The organism is Geodermatophilus sp. URMC 64, from assembly GCF_053502555.1.
In genome coordinates this window covers 2,366,127-2,383,270 of record NZ_CP199955.1, presented here as the reverse complement: position 1 = coordinate 2,383,270, position 17,144 = coordinate 2,366,127, and the positions used below count along the sequence as shown (strand labels likewise).

Genomic DNA, 17,144 nt, shown 5'->3' with positions numbered 1-17,144 from the left:
TCGGCGGGCAGGGTCGAGGGCATGGACGACGACCTGCGCGCCCGCCTGTTCGACCCGGCCGCCGCGCACGACCTCGTGCTCGCCCGGCGCCCGGCCGTTCCTACCGCCGTGCAGGGCGTGGTGTCCGACGTGGTGTGGGGTGAGGTGGTGCGCCTGCTCCGCTGGGCGACCGCGGACACCGGAGGCTCGGCCGTCCTGGAGAGCGGCACGTGGTGGCGGCTGGCGGCCGGCTGCGCCGAGTTCCTGCGCCGGTACCCGGGGCTCTCGGCCGAGCTCGACGAGCCGTGGGACGCCGTCCCGCCCCCGGACCTGCCGGGGCCGGGCGCGGCCCGGGTGGCCGCGGCCGCCGCGCGGCTGGCGGCGCTGCTGCGCTCGGTCGAGCCCCTGCCGCTGCGCCGGCTCGCCGCCGAGGTCGACGCCCTGGGCGCCGCGGCGATCGGCGCCCTGGCCGAGCGGGCCTGGGCGCCGTCCGGTCGCTGATCAGGTCTTGCTCTTGCCCTGGGCGTCGGAGTGCTCGTGCCGGTCGTCGCCCGTGCGCACGTGACGCGTCTGCTTCGACGCCCCGGTCGTCGCCCCGGCGGCACTGGGGCTCTCGCCCTCCCGCTTGGCCTGCCGCACCGCGGCCCGCTTGGCGTCCTCGTCCTGGTTCCTCGCCATGGGCGTGCCGTGCCCCGATCGAGCGCGGGGCACACCGGGTCAGCGGCGTGGCGGGACGGCGATCCGGTCGAGGTCCTCGGCGACCACGATCTCGCCGGCGAACACCGCGGCGGCCTCCTCGCGGTAGGCGGCCGGGTCGGGGTAGCGCTGGGAGAAGTGGGTGAGCACCAGCCGGCGGACGCCGGCCTCCGCCGCGGCCGCGCCGGCCTGGCGGGCGGTGAGGTGGCCGTACCGGTCGGCCAGGGCGGCGTCCTCCTCGAGGAAGGTGGACTCGATCACCAGCAGGTCGGCGCGGTCGGCCAGCGCGAGGACGGCGTCGCACATCCGGGTGTCCATGACGAAGGCGAACCGCTGGCCCGGCCGCGGCACGCTGACCTCCTCGACGCGGACGGTCCGGCCCGCCACGGCCAGGGCGCCCTCGCGCTGCAGCCGGCCGACGTCCGGGCCCTCGACGCCGTACCGGGCCAGCCGCTCCGGGAGCATGCGCCGTCCGTCGGGCTCCACCAGGCGGTAGCCGAACGCCTCGACGAGGTGGTCGAGCCGGCGCACCTCGAGGGTGCCGGTCCGGCCGAGGTCGATCGCGCCGTCGCCGGTCAGCGGCTCCTCCCGCAGGTCGGCGACCTCGTGGAACACGGTGGCGTGCCGCAACCGCTCGAAGAACGCCTCCCCGGACGCGGGATAGTGCGCCACCACCGGGTGCGCGACCCGGTCCAGGGACAGCCGCTGGACGACGCCGGGGACGCCGAGGCAGTGGTCGCCGTGGAAGTGCGTGAGGCACAGGCGGGTGATCGCCGAGCTCGCGACGCCGGCGCGGAGCATCTGCCGCTGCGTGCCCTCACCGGGGTCGAACAGCAGGCCCTCGCCGTCCCAGCGGAGGAAGTAGCCGTTGTGGTTGCGGGTCCGGGTCGGCGCCTGGCTGGCCGTGCCGAGCACGACGAGCTCGCGGGCGGCCACGGCCGGGACGCTACCGGTGGACGTACGCTCCGGCGGTGCCGCGCAAGATCACGATGCCGGACGTCGCCCGCGCGGCCGGCGTCTCGGTGATGACGGTCAGCTACACGTACAACAGGCCGGACCGTGTCGCCCCCGCCACCCGCGAGAAGGTGCTGGCAGCGGCGGCCCGGCTGGGGTACCCCGGACCCGACGCCGCGGCGCGCAACCTGCGCCGCGGCCGCACCGGCAACCTCGGGGTCATCCTGGGCGAACACCTCACCTACGCCTTCGCCGATCCGCAGGCCACGGCGTTCCTCGCCGGCATCGCCGAGGTCTGCACCGAGCACGGCCTGGGGCTCACGCTCATCCCGATCACCGGGGGGCCGGCCGACGTCGATCGCGTCCGCGAGGCCGCCGTCGACGGCTACGTCGTCTGGACGACGGTGGACGACGACCCCGTGCTGGCGGCGGTCGTCGCCTCGACGCGGCCGGCCGTCGTCCACGGCGGGCCGGCGGTCGAGGGACTGCACCTGGTGACCATCGACAACCGCGCCGCCGCGGCCGCCGTCGGGGCGGTGGGCTTGCGGGGATCGACCCGGCCCGCCGTGCTCGCCTTCCCCCTCGACCGCCGCCGGGAGCCCGCCCTGCTCGTCGGCCCCGACCCGGGGTCGGCGACCTTCCAGGTCACGCGTGATCGGCTGGCCGGTTACCGCGACGCCGTCACGGCCGCTGGACTCGACTGGGCCGACGTCCCGGTCGTCGTCCTCGCCCGCAACGACCCGGCCGAGGCCGAGCGCGCGTTCGGCCGGTTCCCCGCCGGCACGGACACCGTGCTGGCGATGGGTGACGGGGTAGCCCTGGCCACGCTGCGCGCCACCACCCGCACGGTTCCGGACGAGCTCGCCGTCACCGGGTGGGACGACGCCCCCGGCGCGGCCGCGGCCGGGCTCACCACCGTGCGCCAGTCGCTGCAGGACCAGGGCCGGCGCTGCGCCCGGCTGGTCGTCGGCGACCCGCCCGGCCCGGAGCCGTCGTGGGAGGTCGTCACCAGGCGCAGCACCCGATGACCGCCTGAGTCCACCGCTCAGACGGGCCCGAACGCCAGCACCGCGGTCATCGTCGAGCGGCGGCGCGCGGCCAGGTCGGCCAGCAGCGCCGGCCCCTGCTCGAACGGGACGACGTCGGTGACCAGGTGCCGGCGGACGTCGTCCCCTCGCTCCCGCAGCAGTTCGACGGTCGCCTCCGCCAGCGCGATGCGCGGCCAGGCCGCGGTCATGCCCCGCGGCACGCGGCTGATCTGCGCGCACACGATCGTCAGGCCGTTGTGGTGGAACTCCTCGCCGAGCCGGACCGCCTCGGCGCCGGCCTGGTAGAAGCCCAGGTCGACGACAACGCCCTGCGGCCGCAGCGACTTCAGCGCGGTGGCCAGCGAGACGTCGTGCCCGCGGCACTGGAGGACGACGTCGGCGCCGCGGTCGCCCGGCCCGTGCCGCCACGCCTCCTTCACCGCGAGCCACCCGGCGCCCTCGGCGTCGTCGACGGTGTCCAGGCCCAGCGCGGCCGCCCGGGCACGCCGTTCCGGGGACGGTTCCGCGACCAGGACCGACGCCGCGCCGTGCTGCACCGCCAGCATCGCCGAGAGCAGCCCGATCACCCCGGCGCCGGTGACCAGCACGTGCCGGTCGCGGACCCCCGCGCCGAGGTCCGCGCCCGGCCCGGCGAGGGCGGCGGCCGCGTGCAGCAGACCGTTGACGCAGATCGGGCCCATCTGCGCGAGGTAGATCCCGAGCAGCGGATCGAGGTCGTCGGGGACGGCGATCACCGGCCGGACGGCGGCGTCGAAGCAGGCGCCGGTCCGGTGGCCGATGGCGAGGGCGAGCAGCGTCCCCTCGGCGGGCGCACCCGGACGGCTCTCGGTGACCCGGGCGACCTCCATGTAGCCCAGGCGCCGGACGGGATAGCCGGCCGGCGCGCCGTCGCGGTCGAAGCTCCGCAGCTCGGGGTCCCAGTGCAGCTGGTGGTGCGGGTCGGTGCCGCGGACCAGCGCGACCTCGGTTCCGGCGCTGATCCCGCTCCACTCGGTCGTCACCCACGCCTGCCCCGGCCCGGGCTCCGGCTCGTCGTCCTCCAGCAGCACCGGACGGCCGGGTTCGGCGACCCCGATGGTGCGGACCGCGCGCCCGCTGACAGGAGCGGCAGGGATCGTCACCTGCCGCAGAGTGCCGCCCGCGCCCGCGGCCGGCAACCGGCCGGGCCGCGTGCAAGCGGCGCGCGGACGGGTAACGGCGAGCTCAACGGACCGAGGAGGAGGAGGACATGAGCAACGAGACCCCGAACACGCCCGGCCTGAGCGAGACCGAGCTGCGGGAGATGAAGGTCGACGAGCTGCGCGAGCGCGCCCGCGAGGCCGGCGTCCAGGGCACCTCGGACATGAAGAAGGAAGAGCTCGTCCGCGCGGTGTCGGAGGCCGCCGGCGCGGGGAACGGCGGCTCCGGGGACGGCGGCGCGGGAGAGCCCGGAGACCGCGGCCCGGACGAGGGTCACCTGCGCACCGGCGACCAGACCTCCCGGTCGCTGAAGTACTCCCAGGAGGTCACCTCGCTGGACGAGGACCCCGAGCGCCCCGGACGGAGCCTGGCGACGACCAGCCACGAGGTGATCCGGCGCTGGGCCGAGGAGCGCAACGGCGTGCCGGCGACGGTCGAGGGCACCGAGCACGGCGACCACCTCGGCGTGCTGCGCATCGACTTCGGCGGCGACTCCGACACCCTGCGGCAGGTCAGCTGGGAGGAGTGGTTCGCGACCTTCGACGCCCGCAAGCTCAACTTCATCTATCAGGAGGAGCGCAAGGACGGGAACCAGAGCAACTTCTTCCGCCTGGAGAGCCCGGACCGCGAGGACGGCTGACGCGGCGGGCGGGGAAACATCGCCGGGCCGGCGCTGTTGCACCCGCCGAACCACACAGCAGGGAGACCTCTCATGACCACCACCGCGCTGACCGCCGGCTCGTTCGAGGAGACGGTGAGGGGGAACGACATCGTCCTCGTCGACTTCTGGGCCGCCTGGTGCGGTCCGTGCCGGGCGTTCTCACCGGTCTTCGAGGCCGCCAGCGAGCAGCACCCGGACATCGTGTTCGCCAAGGTCGACACCGAGGCCGAGGACGCCCTGTCGACCGCGGCCGGCATCCGGTCGATCCCGACCCTGATGGCGTTCCGCGACGGCATCCTGGTGTTCAACCAGGCCGGCGCCCTGCCCGGGCCCGCGCTGGAGCAGCTGATCGCCGGCGTCCGCAGTCTCGACATGGACAAGGTCCGCGAGCAGCTCGCCGAGCAGCAGAAGGCCCAGCCCGCCTGACGCCGTCTTGGCTCACCGCAGCGGGTCTTACCTGACGTCCGGCCATGAGGTAGGACCCCTCACGATCAGGTCACCTGATCGTGGCCGCCGTAGAGCGCCGCGTGCCGCTCGCGGACGACGTTCTTCTGGATCTTCCCGGTCGAGGTCTTCGGCAGCTCGTCGACGACCACGACCGCCTTGGGCACCTTGTAGCCGTCCAGCCGGGTCTTCAGGGCCGCCAGCAACTCCCGCTCGTCGAGCTTCTCGCCCGGCTTCGGGACGACGACGGCGGTGATCGCCTCGCTCCACCGCGGGTGCGGCAGCCCGACGACGACCGCCTCGGCGATCCGCGGGTCGGCGGCGTAGACCGCCTTCTCCACCTCGATCGAGGCGACGTTCTCCCCGCCGGTCTTGATCACGTCCTTGTACCGGTCGGCGAACCACAGCACGCCGTCCTCACCGAACCGCCCGACGTCCCCCGAGTGGAACCAGCCGTGCTCGAACGCCGCCGCGGTCGCCTCCGGATTGCGCAGGTACTCCGTCATCGCCGACGGCCCGCGGTAGACGATCTCCCCCAGCTCGCCCTGGGGCAGGAGCGACCCGTCCGGCCCCATGACCGCCACCTGCACCCCTGTGATCGGCGTGCCGACGGCGCCGATGTGGGTGAGCTGGTGCTCCGGCCGGAAGAACGTCGTGCACGGGCTCATCTCGGTCTGCCCGAACAGCAGTGCGAAATCGCAGTCGAACCCGGCGAGGCAGGCGCGGATCAGCGCGTCGGGCATCGGCGCCATCGCGTAGACCGCCCGCCGCAGGCTGGAGACGTCGCGCTCGCCGAACGACGGGTGCTCCAGCGCGGCGCGGTACATCATCGGCAGCCCGAAGACCTGGGTGATCCGCTCCCGCTCGATCGTCTCGAGGAAGACCGCCGGGTCGAAGCCGCGCAGCAGGTGGATGGTCGCGCCCACCAGCACCGCCGGCGTGCTGAACGCGTTGAGCTGCGCGGTGTGGAACAGCGGCATCATCGCCAGGAACCGGTCCTGCGCGTTCCAGCCGTTGTCCAGCGCGGTCGACATCGACTCCAGGTAGACGGCCAGGTGGCTGCCGACGACGCCCTTCGGGAAGGACGTCGTCCCCGAGGTGTAGAGGTAGCTCAGCGGATCCCGGTCCTCGACCAGCACCTGCGGCTGGCTCGCGTCGTCGGCGGCCAGCTCCTCGAGCGTGGTCCAGGAGCGCTCGGCGGGCTCCCGCTCGTAGTCGGCGCCGAGGCCCGGCGCGACGATCACGTCGGCGATCTCGGGCACCTTGGCGACCGCCTCGGTCATGGCCCCCACCAGCTGCGACTCCACGACGAGCCCGCGCGACCGCGAGTGGTCCAGCACGTAGGCCACCTCGTCGGGCCGCCAGCCGAGGTTGATCGGCACGCAGACCACGCCGAGCTTGGCGCAGGCGTAGTAGACGGCGAGGAACTCGGCGCTGTTGCCCGATGCGAGGCCCAGAGCGTCACCCCGCGCGTAGCCGCGGTCGGCCAGGCCGTGCGCGATCCGGTTCACCCACGCGTCGAGCTCGGCGTAGGTCCAGCTGCGGTCGCCGTCGACCACCGCGGGGTGGTCCGGCCGCGCCGCCGCCGTCCGGGTCAGGCTGTCGCCGACGTTGACCCGCTGGATGAGGTTCCGGTCCAGCTCCATCGCGGTCTCCTCTCTAGGCGGCGAGACACCGCCGGGCGCACTCGGTGAGCAGGGTGGCGAGGTCGTCGCGCGGGACGCCGGCGTTCCAGGTGGCCGCCGACTGGATCGCGCCGATCGCCACGTGCACCCGGGCGCGGGCGTCGGCGTCGGAGAGCTCCGGGCGCAGCTCGCGCAGGCTGTGCACCCACTCCTCGACGTAATGCCGCTGGAGCCGGCGCAGCCGCCGCTGGTCGCCGTCCGGGAGGGTCTGCACCTCCCGCAGCCACAGCCGGACCAGCACCGACTCGTCGACGGCGAAGCGCACCTGGTCGCGGACCAGCTCGTCGAGCACCTCGGCGTCGGGCCGGCCCGAGCCGACCGCGTCGGCGGCGGTGGACAGCAGCCGCGCCATCCCCTCGTCGAGCAGCGCCAGTAGGACAGCGGACTTCGAGTCGAAGTGCCGGTAGACCCCCGAGCCCACGATCCCGGCCGCCGCGCCGATGTCGGCCATGCTCACCGCGTGGAAGCCGCGCTCGGCGACCAGCTCGGCGGCCGCGCGCAGGATCCGCTCCCGGCGGTCCGGGTCGCGGGTGCGCACGCTCTCCGACATCAGGGCACCAGCGCGGCCGGGACGTCCACCAGACGGGACCGGAGGTACTCCCCCAGCCCCTTGGCCTGCGGGTCGGGCCGGGTGCTCGCGGCGACGCCCTCGCCGAGCAGCCCGACGACCACCACGTTGACCGCGCGCAGGTTGGGCAGGCCGAAGACACGGACCTCCAGGTCCCCCGCCTCGGGCAGCAGCTCGCGGATCCGGTCGGGGGTCAGCTCGGCGGCCAGCCAGGCGTACGCGGCGTCGTCCCTCGCCCAGAACCCGACGTTGGCGTTGCCGCCCTTGTCCCCCGACCGCGCCCCGGCGACCCTCCCCAGCGGCACCCGCACCGTGGGGCCGTCGGGCACCTCCACGGCCGGCGCCGCCGGCGCGGACCCCGGCTGCGCGGGCGTCGCGAACGCGGCCAGGTGCGGGACCGTCGTGGTCGTGCCGTCGGGCAGGTGGACGACGTGCTCCACCTCGTCGGCGGGCACCAGCGCCGGCCAGTAGACGCCGTACGCACTCTCCCCGGTCGGCGGGGTGGTCGTGTGGAACCCGGCGTAGCCGCCCAGCGCCAGCGCCATGGTCGCGTCGGAGAACCGGCGGCCCACCTTCGTCGCGTCGCCGTCCTTGACGGTGACCCGCAAGTGCGCGGTCGCCTGCTCGTTGGTCGGCGCGTCCGGGGTGTCGAAGCGCAGCAGCCGGACGTCGGTCTCGGCGAAGCTCGCCCGCCCGCCGAGCAGGCCGAACAGCAGCTCTTCCGCCCACGCCGCCTTGGCCTCGATGTCCAGGCCGGTCAGTACCAGCGTCATCGTGTTGCGGTAGCCGCCGAGGTAGTTGAGGGCGACCTTGAGCGTGTCCGGCGGCGGGCTGCCGCGGGTGCCGCTGATCCGCACCCGGTCGGGCGCCTCCTGGGTCAGCGCGACGGTGTCGAATTGCGCGACGACGTCGGGGTTGAGGTAGGCGGGCTCGGCGATCTCGTAGAGCAGCTGCGAGGTGACCGTGCCGACCGTGACGACGCCGCCGGTGCCCGGGTGCTTGGTGATCACGCTGCTGCCGTCGACGTCGACCTCGGCGATCGGGAAACCGGGGTACCGGCGGTCGGTGACCTCGTCGAGGAACGCGTAGTTGCCGCCGGTGGCCTGCGGGCCGCACTCGATGACGTGCCCGGCCGCGACCGCGCCGGCCAGGGCGTCCCAGTCCGAGCGCCGCCACCCGTGCCACCAGGCCGCCGGGCCCACCACCAGGGACGCGTCGGTGACCCGGGGGCAGACGACGACGTCGGCGTCGGCGGCCAGTGCCTCGGCGATCCCCCAGCCGCCCAGGTAGGCGTTGGCCGAGATCGGCCGGACGCCCGCCTCGGCCAGGGTGCGGCCGGTGTCCAGGTGGGCCAGGTCGACGCCGGCGGCCTGCAGCTCGGGCAGCCGGTCGAGCAGGTCGTCGCCGGTGATGGCGGCGACCTTCGGGGCGAGGCCCAGCGTCGCGGCGAGCTTGCCGACCTCGTCGGCGAGGCCGAGCGGGTTGAGCCCGCCGGCGTTGGTGACGATCCGGATCCCGCGGTCCAGGCAGGTGCCGAGCACGTCCTCCAGCTGCTTGAGGAAGGTGCGCGCGTAGCCGGCGGTGGCGTCCTTCTGCCGCGCCTTCCAGAGGATCAGCATGGTGAGCTCGGCGAGGTAGTCGCCGGTGAGGACGTCGATCGGCCCGCCCTCGACCATCTCGCGGGCGGCCGCGAGCCGGTCGCCGTAGAAGCCGGAGCAGTTGGCGATCCGCACCGCGCGGCGCGGGGCCAGGCGCGGCGGGCCGGTGGGCGGGCTCATCGCTGTGCCTCCATGGGTGCGCGGCCGGGGCCGGGCGCGCCGGCGAAGGCCTGGGCGACGTCGAGCCACCGGTCGGCGACCGGGCCGGTGGCGGTCAGCGCCGTCTGCGACCGGTGCCGGCGCTGGACGACCAGCAGGCAGAAGTCCTCGGCGGGGCCGGTCACCCGGTCGGCGGCGTCCTCCGGGCCCCAGGTCCACGCCTCGCCGTCCGGGCCGGTCAGCTCGACCCGCACCGGCGCCTCGGGCACCGGCAGGCCGCGCAGCCGGAAGCTCCAGCCCAGGGTCCGGACGCCGAGGTGCGCGACGTGCCGCAGCCGCGGGGTGGGCCGGCGGACCAGGCCGCACGCGTCGAACACGTCCTGCCCGTGCGCCCAGGTCTCCATCAGCCGGGCGGTGACCGACGACGCGGCGCTCATCGGCGGGCCGTACCAGGGCAGCTGCGTGCCCGGGTCGAGGGCGGCGAAGGTGTCGAGGTAGTCGCGGCGGGCCCGCTGCAGCCAGGCGAACGCCTCCGCGCCGGACAGGTCGCGGTGCGCCGCGGCGATCCGGTCCGGGAAGTCCATGCCCTCCGCCATGACCCGCTCGGCCTCGGTGCGGAAGCGGTCGGGGTCGGTCGCCGAGAGCACCGCCGTCCCGTCGAAGTACGCGAGGTGGGTGACCTGGTCGCGGATGGTCCAGCCGGCCGCCGGGGTGTCCCGGCCCCAGTCCGGCTCGGCGAGCACGCTGAGCACCTCGTACAGCTCGGCCGACTCGGCGGCGAGGTCGGCGGTCAGGGCTGCCATGTCGGCCGGCATCAGGCCCCCTTCCAGACCGGGGCGCGCTTGTCGCGGAAGGCGGCCGGCCCCTCCTGCGCGTCGGCGCTCTCGTAGACCGGTGCCCAGATCTCCTCCGCCTGGTCGAAGGCCGCGCCCAGCGGCAGCTCGGCGACCAGCCCGACCGTCTTCTTCGCCGCCCGCACCGACAGCGGCGCGTTGCCGGCGATCCGCTCGCCGAGCGCCTGCGTCGTCGCGCGCAGCTCCGCGAGCAGCACCACCTCGTTGACCAGGCCGACCTCGTGCGCGCGGCGGGCGTCGATCGGGTCGCCGGTGAGCAACAGCTGCATGGCGACCCGCGGCCCCACCAGCAGCGGCAGCGGCGCCGCCCACGGCATGCCGCGGCCCACCTTCGCCTCGGTGATGGCGAAGCGCGCGTGCTCGGCCGCGACGACGAGGTCGCAGTTCATCACCAGCAGGAAGCCGCCGGCGTAGGCGACGCCGTTGACCGCGGCGATGGTCGGCTTGTCGACGGCGACGTTGCGGCCGAACTGCGGCAGGAAGTCCACCGGAACGGTCGTCATCGCCGAGTCGGCCATCTCCCGCAGGTCCCCGCCGGCGCAGAAGGCCTGCTCGCCGGCGCCGGTGAGCACGAGCACCGCCGCCTCGTCGTCGGCGTTGAACCGGTGCACGCCGTCCCACAGCCGGGCGCGCACCTCGGCCGACAGGGCGTTGCGCGCCTCGGGCCGGTCGATGGTCAGCCAGGCGACCCGGTTCTCGACCTCGTAGGTGACCACGCTCATCCGTGCACCACGGCCAGCACGTGGCCCGTGTCGACGGCCTGCCCGACCGTCGCCGACAGCGAGGCCACCACGCCGTCGTGCGGCGCGCGGACGGCGTGCTCCATCTTCATCGCCTCCAGGACGACGACCACCGTGCCCGCCGCGACCTCCTGACCCTCGGCGACCTCGACGCGCACGACCGTGCCCGGCATGGGCGCGTGCAGCGAGCCCGCCTCCTCCTCGGCCACCGGCTCCGGGAACCGCTCCACCTCGGTCAGCGACGTCGCCCCGAGCGGGCTGTCGAGGAAGACGGTGTCGCCGACCCGGTGCACGTCGACGGTGCGGCGGACGCCGTCGACGGTGAGCACGACTCGCTCGGCCGTGACCGCACCGGCGGTGACGTCGAGCCGCTCGCCGTCCACGCTCGCGCGCAGCCCGTCACGGGTGGCGCGATAGCCGACCTCGAGCGTCCGGTCGCCCCAGGTGAAGGTCGCCGTCTGGTCGGCGTTGGGCACGTTCCGCCAGCCGGCCGGGATGCTCGCCTGCACCCGGGCGCCGGCCCGCCGCTCGGCGGCCGCCGCCAGCGCCGCGGCCAGCGCGTGCACCCGCAGCGCGGTCTCCTCCTGCGGGTGGCGGGAGAGCTCCGCCGGGTCGTGCCGTTCCAGGTAGCCGGTGTCGATCTCGCCGCGGCGGAACTCCGCCTCGCGCAGCACGCCGACGAGCAGGTCGCGGTTGGTGGTGACGCCGTGCACCCGGGCCTCGGCCAGCGCGCGGGCCAGGGTCCGGCAGGCGGCGTCGCGGGTCGGCCCGTGCGCGATCACCTTGGCCAGCATGGGGTCGTAGTAGGTGCTCACGACCGAGCCGTCGGCGACGCCGGCGTCGACCCGCACCCCGGGCAGCGCCGGGACGGCGAACCGGTGCACGGTGCCGGTCACGGGCAGGAAGCCGGCCGGCACGTCCTCGGCGTAGAGCCGGACCTCGACCGCGTGCCCGGTGATCGATGCGCCGGTGACCTCGTCGGGCAGCGGCTCGCCCTCGGCCACCTGCAGCTGCACGCGGACCAGGTCCAGCCCGGTGACCAGCTCGGTGACCGGGTGCTCGACCTGCAGGCGGGTGTTGACCTCCAGGAAGAAGAAGCGGCCGGACTGGTCGAGCACGAACTCGACGGTGCCGGCGCCGACGTAGTCGATCGCCTTGGCCGCGGCGACGGCGGCCGCGCCCAGCTCGGCCCGCAGCTCCGGGGTCACCGCCGGGGACGGCGCCTCCTCGACGATCTTCTGGTAGCGCCGCTGGATCGAGCACTCGCGCTCGAACAGGTGCACCACGGTGCCGTGGGTGTCGCCGAGGACCTGCACCTCGACGTGCCGCGGCCGCTCGACGAACCGCTCCAGGAACACCGTGCCGTCGCCGAACGCCGACGCCGCCTCGCGCCGGGCGCCGGCCACCGCCTCGGCCAGCTCGCCGGGCGTGCGGACGATGCGCATGCCCCGCCCGCCGCCGCCGTACGCGGCCTTGACCAGCAGCGGGTAGCCGATCCCCTCGGCGGCCCGCGCGACCGCGGCCTCGTTCAGTTCCCCGCGGGCGCCGATGACCGCGCCGGGCAGCGTGGGCACGCCGGCGGCGGCCATCCGCTCCTTGGCCGCCGTCTTCGACCCCATCGCCTCGATCGCCTCCGGCGACGGGCCGACGAAGACCAGCCCGGCCTCGGCGCAGGCCCGCGCGAAGCCGGCGTTCTCGGACAGGAAGCCGTACCCCGGGTGGACGGCGTCGGCGCCGGTGGCCCGGGCCGCCTCGACGATCAGGTCGCCGCGCAGGTAGGTCTCCCCCGGCGTCGCCCCGGGCAGGCGCACCGCCTCGTCGGCCGCGGCGACGAACGGCGCGTCCGCGTCCGGGTCGGAGAAGACGGCGACGGTGGCGATGTCCATCGCCCGCGCCGTGCGCATGATGCGCAGCGCGATCTCGCCGCGGTTGGCGACCAGGAGCTTGCGGATCACGGTCTCCTCACATCCGGAAGACGCCGAAGCCGCGGCGCCCCTCGACCGGTCCCGAATGGGCGGCGGACAGCGCGATGCCGAGTGCCGTGCGGGTGTCGCGCGGGTCGAGCAGGCCGTCGTCGTAGAGCCGGGCGGTGACGAAGAACGAGTGCGACTCGGCGTCGATCTGCGCCTCGATCGCCCGCCGGCGGGCGTCGTCCGCCGCCTGGTCGAACGGCCGCCCTGACGCGGCCGCCGCCGCCTTGCCCACGATGGACAGCACCCCGGCCAGCTGGGCGGCGCCCATGACGGCGAGCTTGGCGCCGACCCAGGCGAACATCAGCCGTGGGTCGTAGGCCCGCCCGCTCATGCCGTAGTTGCCGGCGCCGAAGCTGGCCGCGGTGTTGATCGTGATGTGCGGGACGGTGCTGTTGGTGACGGCGTTGATCATCTTGGCGCCGTCCTTGATGATCCCGCCCTGCTCGTAGTCCTTGCCGACCATGTAACCGGTGGTGTTCTGCAGGAAGACCAGCGGGGTGTCGACCTGGTTGGCCAGCTGGATGAACTCCGCGGCCTTCTTCGCCTCCTCGCTGAACAGCACGCCGCGGGCGTTGGCCAGCACGCCGACCGGGTAGCCGTGCACCGACGCCCAGCCGGTGACCAGGCTGGTGCCGTACTCGGGCTTGTACTCGCCGAACCGGGAGCCGTCGACGACGCGGGCGAGCACCTCCCGCGGGTCGAAGGGCACGCGGATGTCGGCCGGCGCGATGCCGAGCAGCTCGTCGGGGTCGTAGCGCGGCTCGTCCGGCGGCAGCGAGGGGCCGGGGCCGAGCTTGCGCCAGTTGAGCTCGCTGACGATGCGCCGGCCCAGCCGGATGGCGTCGCGCTCGTCGACGGCGAAGTGGTCGGCCAGCCCGGAGATCCGGGCGTGCATGCGGGCGCCGCCGAGCTCCTCGTCGTCGGCGTCCTCGCCGGTGGCCATCTTGACCAGCGGCGGGCCGCCGAGGAACACCTTGGCCTGCTGGTCGACCAGGACCGAGTAGTCGCACATGCCCGGCACGTACGCGCCGCCGGCGGTCGAGTTGCCGAACACCAGCGCGATCGTCGGGACGCCCATCGCCGAGAGCTCGGTGAGGTCGTGGAAGATCTTGCCGGCCGGCACGAACAGCTCCGACTGCGTCGGCAGGTCGGCGCCGCCGGACTCGACCAGGTTGATCACCGGCAGCCGGTTGACCCGGGCGATCTCCAGCGCCCGCAGCACCTTCTTCAGCGACCAGGGGTTCATCGCGCCGCCGCGCACCGTGGGCTCGTGGGTGATGAGCACGCACTCCACGCCGGCGACGACGCCGATGCCGGTGATGACGCTCGCGCCGACGGTGAACTCGGTGCCCCACGCGGCCAGCGGGGAGAGCTCGAGGAACGCCGAGTCGCGGTCGAGCAGCAGCTCCAGCCGCTCGCGGGCGAGCAGCCGGCCGCGGGCCTTGTGCCGCTCGGCGTAACGGGGGCCGCCGCCGGCGCGGGCCAGGTCGAGCTGCTCCTCCAGCTGCTCGAGCAGGGCGAGCTGCGCCGTCCGGTTGGTCCGGTACTGCTCGTCGGAGGTGGCCAGCGACGAGCGCAGGACCGTGGCCTCCTCGACCCTCGGGTGCGCCATCAGTACGACCTGGGCAGACCCAGGCTGTGCTGGGCCACGTAGTTGAGGACCATCTCGCGGTTCACCGGGGCGATGCGCAGCAGCCGGGCCAGCCCCCACAGCGGGACCAGCCCGTACTCGGTGGACAGGCCGTTGCCGCCGTGGGTCTGGATCGCCGCGTCGACGGCGGCCAGCGCCGCCTCGGCCGCGGCGTACTTCGCCATGTTGCTCGCCTCGCCGGCCGGCAGCCCGAGGTCGTGCGCCCACGCGGCCTTGCGGGTCATCAGCGCGGCGAGCTCGGTCTCGATCTTGGCCTTGGCGAGCGGATGACTGACGCCCTGATGGGTGCCGATCGGCTTGTCCCAGACGGCGCGGGTGCGGGCGTAGTCGGCGGCGCGGTCCAGCGCGTAACGGGCGACGCCGACGCAGAGCGCCGCGCCGGTGATCCGCTCGGGGTTGAGCCCGTGGAAGACGTGCGTGAAGCCGTCGCCCTCCTCGCCGACCAGCGCCTCGGGGCCGAGCCGCGCCTCGTCGAAGTGCAGGGTGAACTGCCGCTCGGGCATCTGCGCGCTGACCGGCAGCGGCCGCGCCTCGAGCCCCGGGGTGTCGGTGGGGACGACGAACAGCGACAGCCGCGGCTTGTTCGTCGCCGGGTCCCGGCCGCGCTCGGAGCCGGTGCGGGCGACGACGAGGATCGCGTCGGCCTCGTCCACCCCGGAGATGTAGTACTTGGTGCCCGACAGCAGCCAGTCGTCGCCGTCCCGGACCGCGACCGTGGCCAGCTCGTGGGTGTTGGACCCGGCGTCGGGCTCGGTGATCGCGAAGACGACCTTGCTGCGCCCGGAGGCGAGCCCGGGCAGCCAGCGCGCCTTCTGCTCGTCGCTGCCGTAGCGGCCGATCACCTCCGCGGAGATGGCCTGGGAGACCAGGAGCAGGAGCAGGGGGCAGCCGGCCGCGGCGGTCTCCTCGCAGACGGCCGCGAGCTCGCGCAGCCCCGCGCCGCCCCCGCCGTGCTCCTCGGGCACGTTGATGCCGATGAAGCCCGCGTCGCCGAGGGCGTGCCACAGCTCGACGCACGGTTCGTGCGCCTCGGCCTTGCGCGCGTAGTAGGCGCCGCCGAAGCGCCCGGCGATGTCGCGGACGGTCTTCCGGAGGGCCTGCATCTCGGCGCTCTCGGCGAAGTCCACGGTGCGCCCCTCGATGTGATCGGCCGTTCACTATGACGCCGCCAGCCTGCCCTACCAGTGGCGCTGCTCACAAGAGCGCTTGACGGAGGACCCCCTTAGTGCACCACCATTCACTCACTTCATCCGCGCCCACCCGGGAGCCACCATGGCCATCGACGTCGAGAAGCTCTACGACCGCCGGGCGGACAACCGCTGGGACCGCGTGTGCGTCGGCGACGTGCTGGAGCGGATGGTCTGGAGCCGCCCCGACCGGGTGGCGATCACCGGCTGGCCCGGCGCCTTCGCCACCCCGGAGTTCGAGCGGCTGACCTACCGCGAGGCGAACGACGTCGTGAACCGCGTCGCCCAGGGCCTGCTCGCCCGCGGGCTGCGGCGCGGCGACCGGGTGCTGCTGCTGTGCGAGAACTCGGTCGAGGCGTACCTGATCAAGGTCGGCGTCGCCAAGGCCGGCATGGTCAACGTGCCGCTCAACCCGTCGCTCGCGGCCGACGTCGTCACCGAGCTCATCGCCCTGGCCGAGCCGCGGTTCACGGTCGTCGACGCCGAGCTGTGGCCGGCCGTGCGGCCGGCGCTCGAGGCGGCCGGTCTGACGCCGGACGTGACGATCGGCATCGGCGGCGGCCCGGTCGCCGCCAGCGTCGCGTTCCCGGAGTTCCTCGCCGGCGCCTCGCCGGAGGAGCCGGACACCGTCGTCCACGGCGACGACATCTGGGAGCTGCTGTTCACCTCGGGGACGACGGCGCTGCCCAAGGGGGTGATGCTCTCGCACAGCTACGCGCACCTCGGCGCCTACGCCTTCGCGCTGTCGCTGACCCGCGGCGTGCCGGTCGAGGCCGACCTGGTGCTCTGCTCGTTCCTGCCGGTGATCTACCACGTCGCCGACCAGGCGCTGTCGCTGCCGGCGTTCCTCGCCGGGGGCCGGTTCGTGATCGGGCGCAGGCCGGTGCCGGGTGAGATGGCGGCCGCGGTGCGCCGGGAGCAGGTGACGGCGCTGTGGGGCGGCTCGCCGCAGCTGGTGAAGGCCTTCGCCGGCGCGCTCGACTCCGGCGAGGGCGAACTGGCCCTGAAGGTGCTGGTCTACGGCTGGGGCGCGGTCGAGCCCGGGGTGCTCGCGTCGCTGAAGGAGCTCTGCGGGCAGGACTTCCTGCTGGTCGGCATCTTCGGGCAGACCGAGGCGATCAGCTGCTACCGCTTCTGGCCGGACCGCGAGCGCGAGAAGTACGAGCAGGCCGGGTCGAGCGTCAACTACGTGGGCATCCCGAACCCGCTGCTGGCCTCCACGATCATGGACGTCGACGGCTCGGACCTGCTCGGCAAGCCCGGGGTCCCCGGCGAGGCGGTCTACCGCTCCCCCGCCGTCTGCTCGGGCTACTACCGCGACCGGCCGGCGACCGAGGAGGCGTTCCGCTACGGCTGGTTCCACTCCGGCGACAGCTGCGTGGTGGACGACGACGGCTTGCGGATCATGGTCGATCGGTACAAGGACATCATCAAGAGCGGCGGCGAGAACGTCTCCAGCATCCGGGTGGAGGCGCTGCTGCACGAGCACCCGCAGGTGGCCAAGGCGGCGGTGATCGGCCTGGCGCACGACCGCTGGGGCGAGGCGGTGACCGCCGTCGTCGTCCGGACGCCGGGCGCGACAGTCACCGAGGACGAGCTCGTCGAGTGGGCGCGCGGCCGGCTGGCGGGCTTCGAGACGCCGAAGGCCGTGGTCTTCGCCGACGCGCTGCCCGAGACCGTCGGCGGCAAGGTGCTCAAGTACAAGCTCCGCCAGGCGATGGCCGACCTCTACACCGCCGCCGCGACGTCGTCCGCGGACTGAACGCC

The 17,144-nt window shown here is 74.4% G+C and carries 16 protein-coding genes; 5 read left to right on the top strand and 11 right to left on the bottom strand.

Annotated elements, in window-relative coordinates:
- Nucleotides 1-21: 21 nt before the first annotated feature.
- Complete coding sequence (locus tag ACWIYF_RS11680) at nt 22-480, top strand: hypothetical protein (RefSeq protein WP_448628300.1); 459 nt, start codon at nt 22-24, stop codon at nt 478-480.
- Here ACWIYF_RS11680 and ACWIYF_RS11675 read toward each other — a convergent pair whose 3' ends face one another.
- Both ACWIYF_RS11675 and ACWIYF_RS11670 read right to left on the bottom strand, forming a co-directional pair.
- The gene (locus tag ACWIYF_RS11675) at nt 481-657 is read right to left on the bottom strand and encodes a hypothetical protein (RefSeq protein ID WP_448628299.1); all 177 of its coding nucleotides are present in this window, start codon (nt 655-657) and stop codon (nt 481-483) included.
- 39 nt (nt 658-696) lie between these two features.
- The gene (locus ACWIYF_RS11670) at nt 697-1,611 is read right to left on the bottom strand and encodes a ribonuclease Z (RefSeq protein WP_448628298.1); all 915 of its coding nucleotides are present in this window, start codon (nt 1,609-1,611) and stop codon (nt 697-699) included.
- 35 nt (nt 1,612-1,646) lie between these two features.
- On the opposite strand from ACWIYF_RS11670, the gene ACWIYF_RS11665 reads away from it, so the two are divergent.
- Nucleotides 1,647-2,657 (top strand): LacI family DNA-binding transcriptional regulator, encoded by a 1,011-nt coding sequence (locus tag ACWIYF_RS11665; protein ID WP_448628297.1) that lies wholly within the window; start codon nt 1,647-1,649, stop codon nt 2,655-2,657.
- Between the two features lie 17 nt (nt 2,658-2,674).
- Here the strand turns inward: ACWIYF_RS11665 and ACWIYF_RS11660 are convergent, their stop codons facing one another.
- Nucleotides 2,675-3,799 carry a zinc-dependent alcohol dehydrogenase gene (locus tag ACWIYF_RS11660; RefSeq protein WP_448628296.1) on the bottom strand — a complete coding sequence of 375 codons (1,125 nt, stop codon included), beginning with the start codon at nt 3,797-3,799 and terminating at the stop codon, nt 2,675-2,677.
- A gap of 107 nt (nt 3,800-3,906) precedes the next feature.
- Between ACWIYF_RS11660 and ACWIYF_RS11655 the strand changes: the two genes are divergently transcribed.
- Together ACWIYF_RS11655 and trxA are read left to right on the top strand one after the other, a co-directional pair.
- Entirely contained in the window at nt 3,907-4,497 is a 591-nt protein-coding gene (locus ACWIYF_RS11655) for a Rho termination factor N-terminal domain-containing protein (protein WP_448628295.1), read from the top strand.
- 72 nt (nt 4,498-4,569) lie between these two features.
- The gene (gene trxA / locus ACWIYF_RS11650) at nt 4,570-4,944 is read left to right on the top strand and encodes a thioredoxin (protein WP_448628294.1); all 375 of its coding nucleotides are present in this window, start codon (nt 4,570-4,572) and stop codon (nt 4,942-4,944) included.
- Between the two features lie 65 nt (nt 4,945-5,009).
- Here trxA and ACWIYF_RS11645 read toward each other — a convergent pair whose 3' ends face one another.
- The 8 genes from ACWIYF_RS11645 to ACWIYF_RS11610 are packed head-to-tail and all read right to left on the bottom strand — an operon-like array spanning nt 5,010 to nt 15,317.
- Nucleotides 5,010-6,608, bottom strand: coding sequence for an AMP-binding protein (locus tag ACWIYF_RS11645; RefSeq protein WP_448628293.1), 1,599 nt, complete (start codon nt 6,606-6,608; stop codon nt 5,010-5,012).
- A 13-nt stretch (nt 6,609-6,621) separates the two neighbouring features.
- Nucleotides 6,622-7,197, bottom strand: a complete 576-nt coding sequence (locus ACWIYF_RS11640; RefSeq protein ID WP_448628292.1) for a TetR/AcrR family transcriptional regulator — start codon at nt 7,195-7,197, stop codon at nt 6,622-6,624.
- Nucleotides 7,197-8,993: an acyclic terpene utilization AtuA family protein gene (locus ACWIYF_RS11635; protein WP_448628291.1), complete on the bottom strand. Its 1,797-nt coding sequence runs from the start codon at nt 8,991-8,993 to the stop codon at nt 7,197-7,199. The genes ACWIYF_RS11640 and ACWIYF_RS11635 overlap by 1 nt, the downstream gene beginning before the upstream one ends.
- Entirely contained in the window at nt 8,990-9,787 is a 798-nt protein-coding gene (locus ACWIYF_RS11630) for a TIGR03084 family metal-binding protein (RefSeq protein ID WP_448628290.1), read from the bottom strand. The genes ACWIYF_RS11635 and ACWIYF_RS11630 overlap by 4 nt, the downstream gene beginning before the upstream one ends.
- A complete protein-coding gene (locus tag ACWIYF_RS11625; protein ID WP_448628289.1) occupies nt 9,787-10,548 on the bottom strand; it encodes an enoyl-CoA hydratase/isomerase family protein in 762 nt (253 codons plus the stop codon). Before ACWIYF_RS11625 ends, ACWIYF_RS11630 begins: the two co-directional genes overlap by 1 nt.
- Nucleotides 10,545-12,521, bottom strand: coding sequence for an acetyl/propionyl/methylcrotonyl-CoA carboxylase subunit alpha (locus tag ACWIYF_RS11620; protein ID WP_448628288.1), 1,977 nt, complete (start codon nt 12,519-12,521; stop codon nt 10,545-10,547). The genes ACWIYF_RS11625 and ACWIYF_RS11620 overlap by 4 nt, the downstream gene beginning before the upstream one ends.
- Nucleotides 12,522-12,528: 7 nt before the next feature.
- Entirely contained in the window at nt 12,529-14,151 is a 1,623-nt protein-coding gene (locus tag ACWIYF_RS11615) for an acyl-CoA carboxylase subunit beta (RefSeq protein ID WP_448628287.1), read from the bottom strand.
- Complete coding sequence (locus ACWIYF_RS11610) at nt 14,151-15,317, bottom strand: acyl-CoA dehydrogenase family protein (RefSeq protein ID WP_448628286.1); 1,167 nt, start codon at nt 15,315-15,317, stop codon at nt 14,151-14,153. The genes ACWIYF_RS11615 and ACWIYF_RS11610 overlap by 1 nt, the downstream gene beginning before the upstream one ends.
- A 145-nt stretch (nt 15,318-15,462) precedes the next feature.
- Here ACWIYF_RS11610 and ACWIYF_RS11605 point away from each other — a divergent pair, with 145 nt between their 5' ends.
- Nucleotides 15,463-17,139 (top strand): AMP-binding protein, encoded by a 1,677-nt coding sequence (locus tag ACWIYF_RS11605; protein WP_448628285.1) that lies wholly within the window; start codon nt 15,463-15,465, stop codon nt 17,137-17,139.
- The last annotated feature ends 5 nt before the right edge of the window (nt 17,140-17,144 follow it).

What these genes read in the sequence shown, in the direction of transcription:
- ACWIYF_RS11640 (WP_448628292.1), bottom strand. Translation starts at nt 7,197, where the DNA reads ATGTCGGAGAGCGTGCGCACCCGCGACCCGGACCGCCGGGAGCGGATC.
- ACWIYF_RS11635 (WP_448628291.1), bottom strand. Translation starts at nt 8,993, where the DNA reads ATGAGCCCGCCCACCGGCCCGCCGCGCCTGGCCCCGCGCCGCGCGGTG.
- ACWIYF_RS11605 (WP_448628285.1), top strand. Translation starts at nt 15,463, where the DNA reads ATGGCCATCGACGTCGAGAAGCTCTACGACCGCCGGGCGGACAACCGC.
- ACWIYF_RS11630 (WP_448628290.1), bottom strand. Translation starts at nt 9,787, where the DNA reads ATGCCGGCCGACATGGCAGCCCTGACCGCCGACCTCGCCGCCGAGTCG.
- ACWIYF_RS11645 (WP_448628293.1), bottom strand. Translation starts at nt 6,608, where the DNA reads ATGGAGCTGGACCGGAACCTCATCCAGCGGGTCAACGTCGGCGACAGC.
- trxA (WP_448628294.1), top strand. Translation starts at nt 4,570, where the DNA reads ATGACCACCACCGCGCTGACCGCCGGCTCGTTCGAGGAGACGGTGAGG.
- ACWIYF_RS11615 (WP_448628287.1), bottom strand. Translation starts at nt 14,151, where the DNA reads ATGGCGCACCCGAGGGTCGAGGAGGCCACGGTCCTGCGCTCGTCGCTG.
- ACWIYF_RS11680 (WP_448628300.1), top strand. Translation starts at nt 22, where the DNA reads ATGGACGACGACCTGCGCGCCCGCCTGTTCGACCCGGCCGCCGCGCAC.
- ACWIYF_RS11675 (WP_448628299.1), bottom strand. Translation starts at nt 657, where the DNA reads ATGGCGAGGAACCAGGACGAGGACGCCAAGCGGGCCGCGGTGCGGCAG.
- ACWIYF_RS11625 (WP_448628289.1), bottom strand. Translation starts at nt 10,548, where the DNA reads ATGAGCGTGGTCACCTACGAGGTCGAGAACCGGGTCGCCTGGCTGACC.
- ACWIYF_RS11655 (WP_448628295.1), top strand. Translation starts at nt 3,907, where the DNA reads ATGAGCAACGAGACCCCGAACACGCCCGGCCTGAGCGAGACCGAGCTG.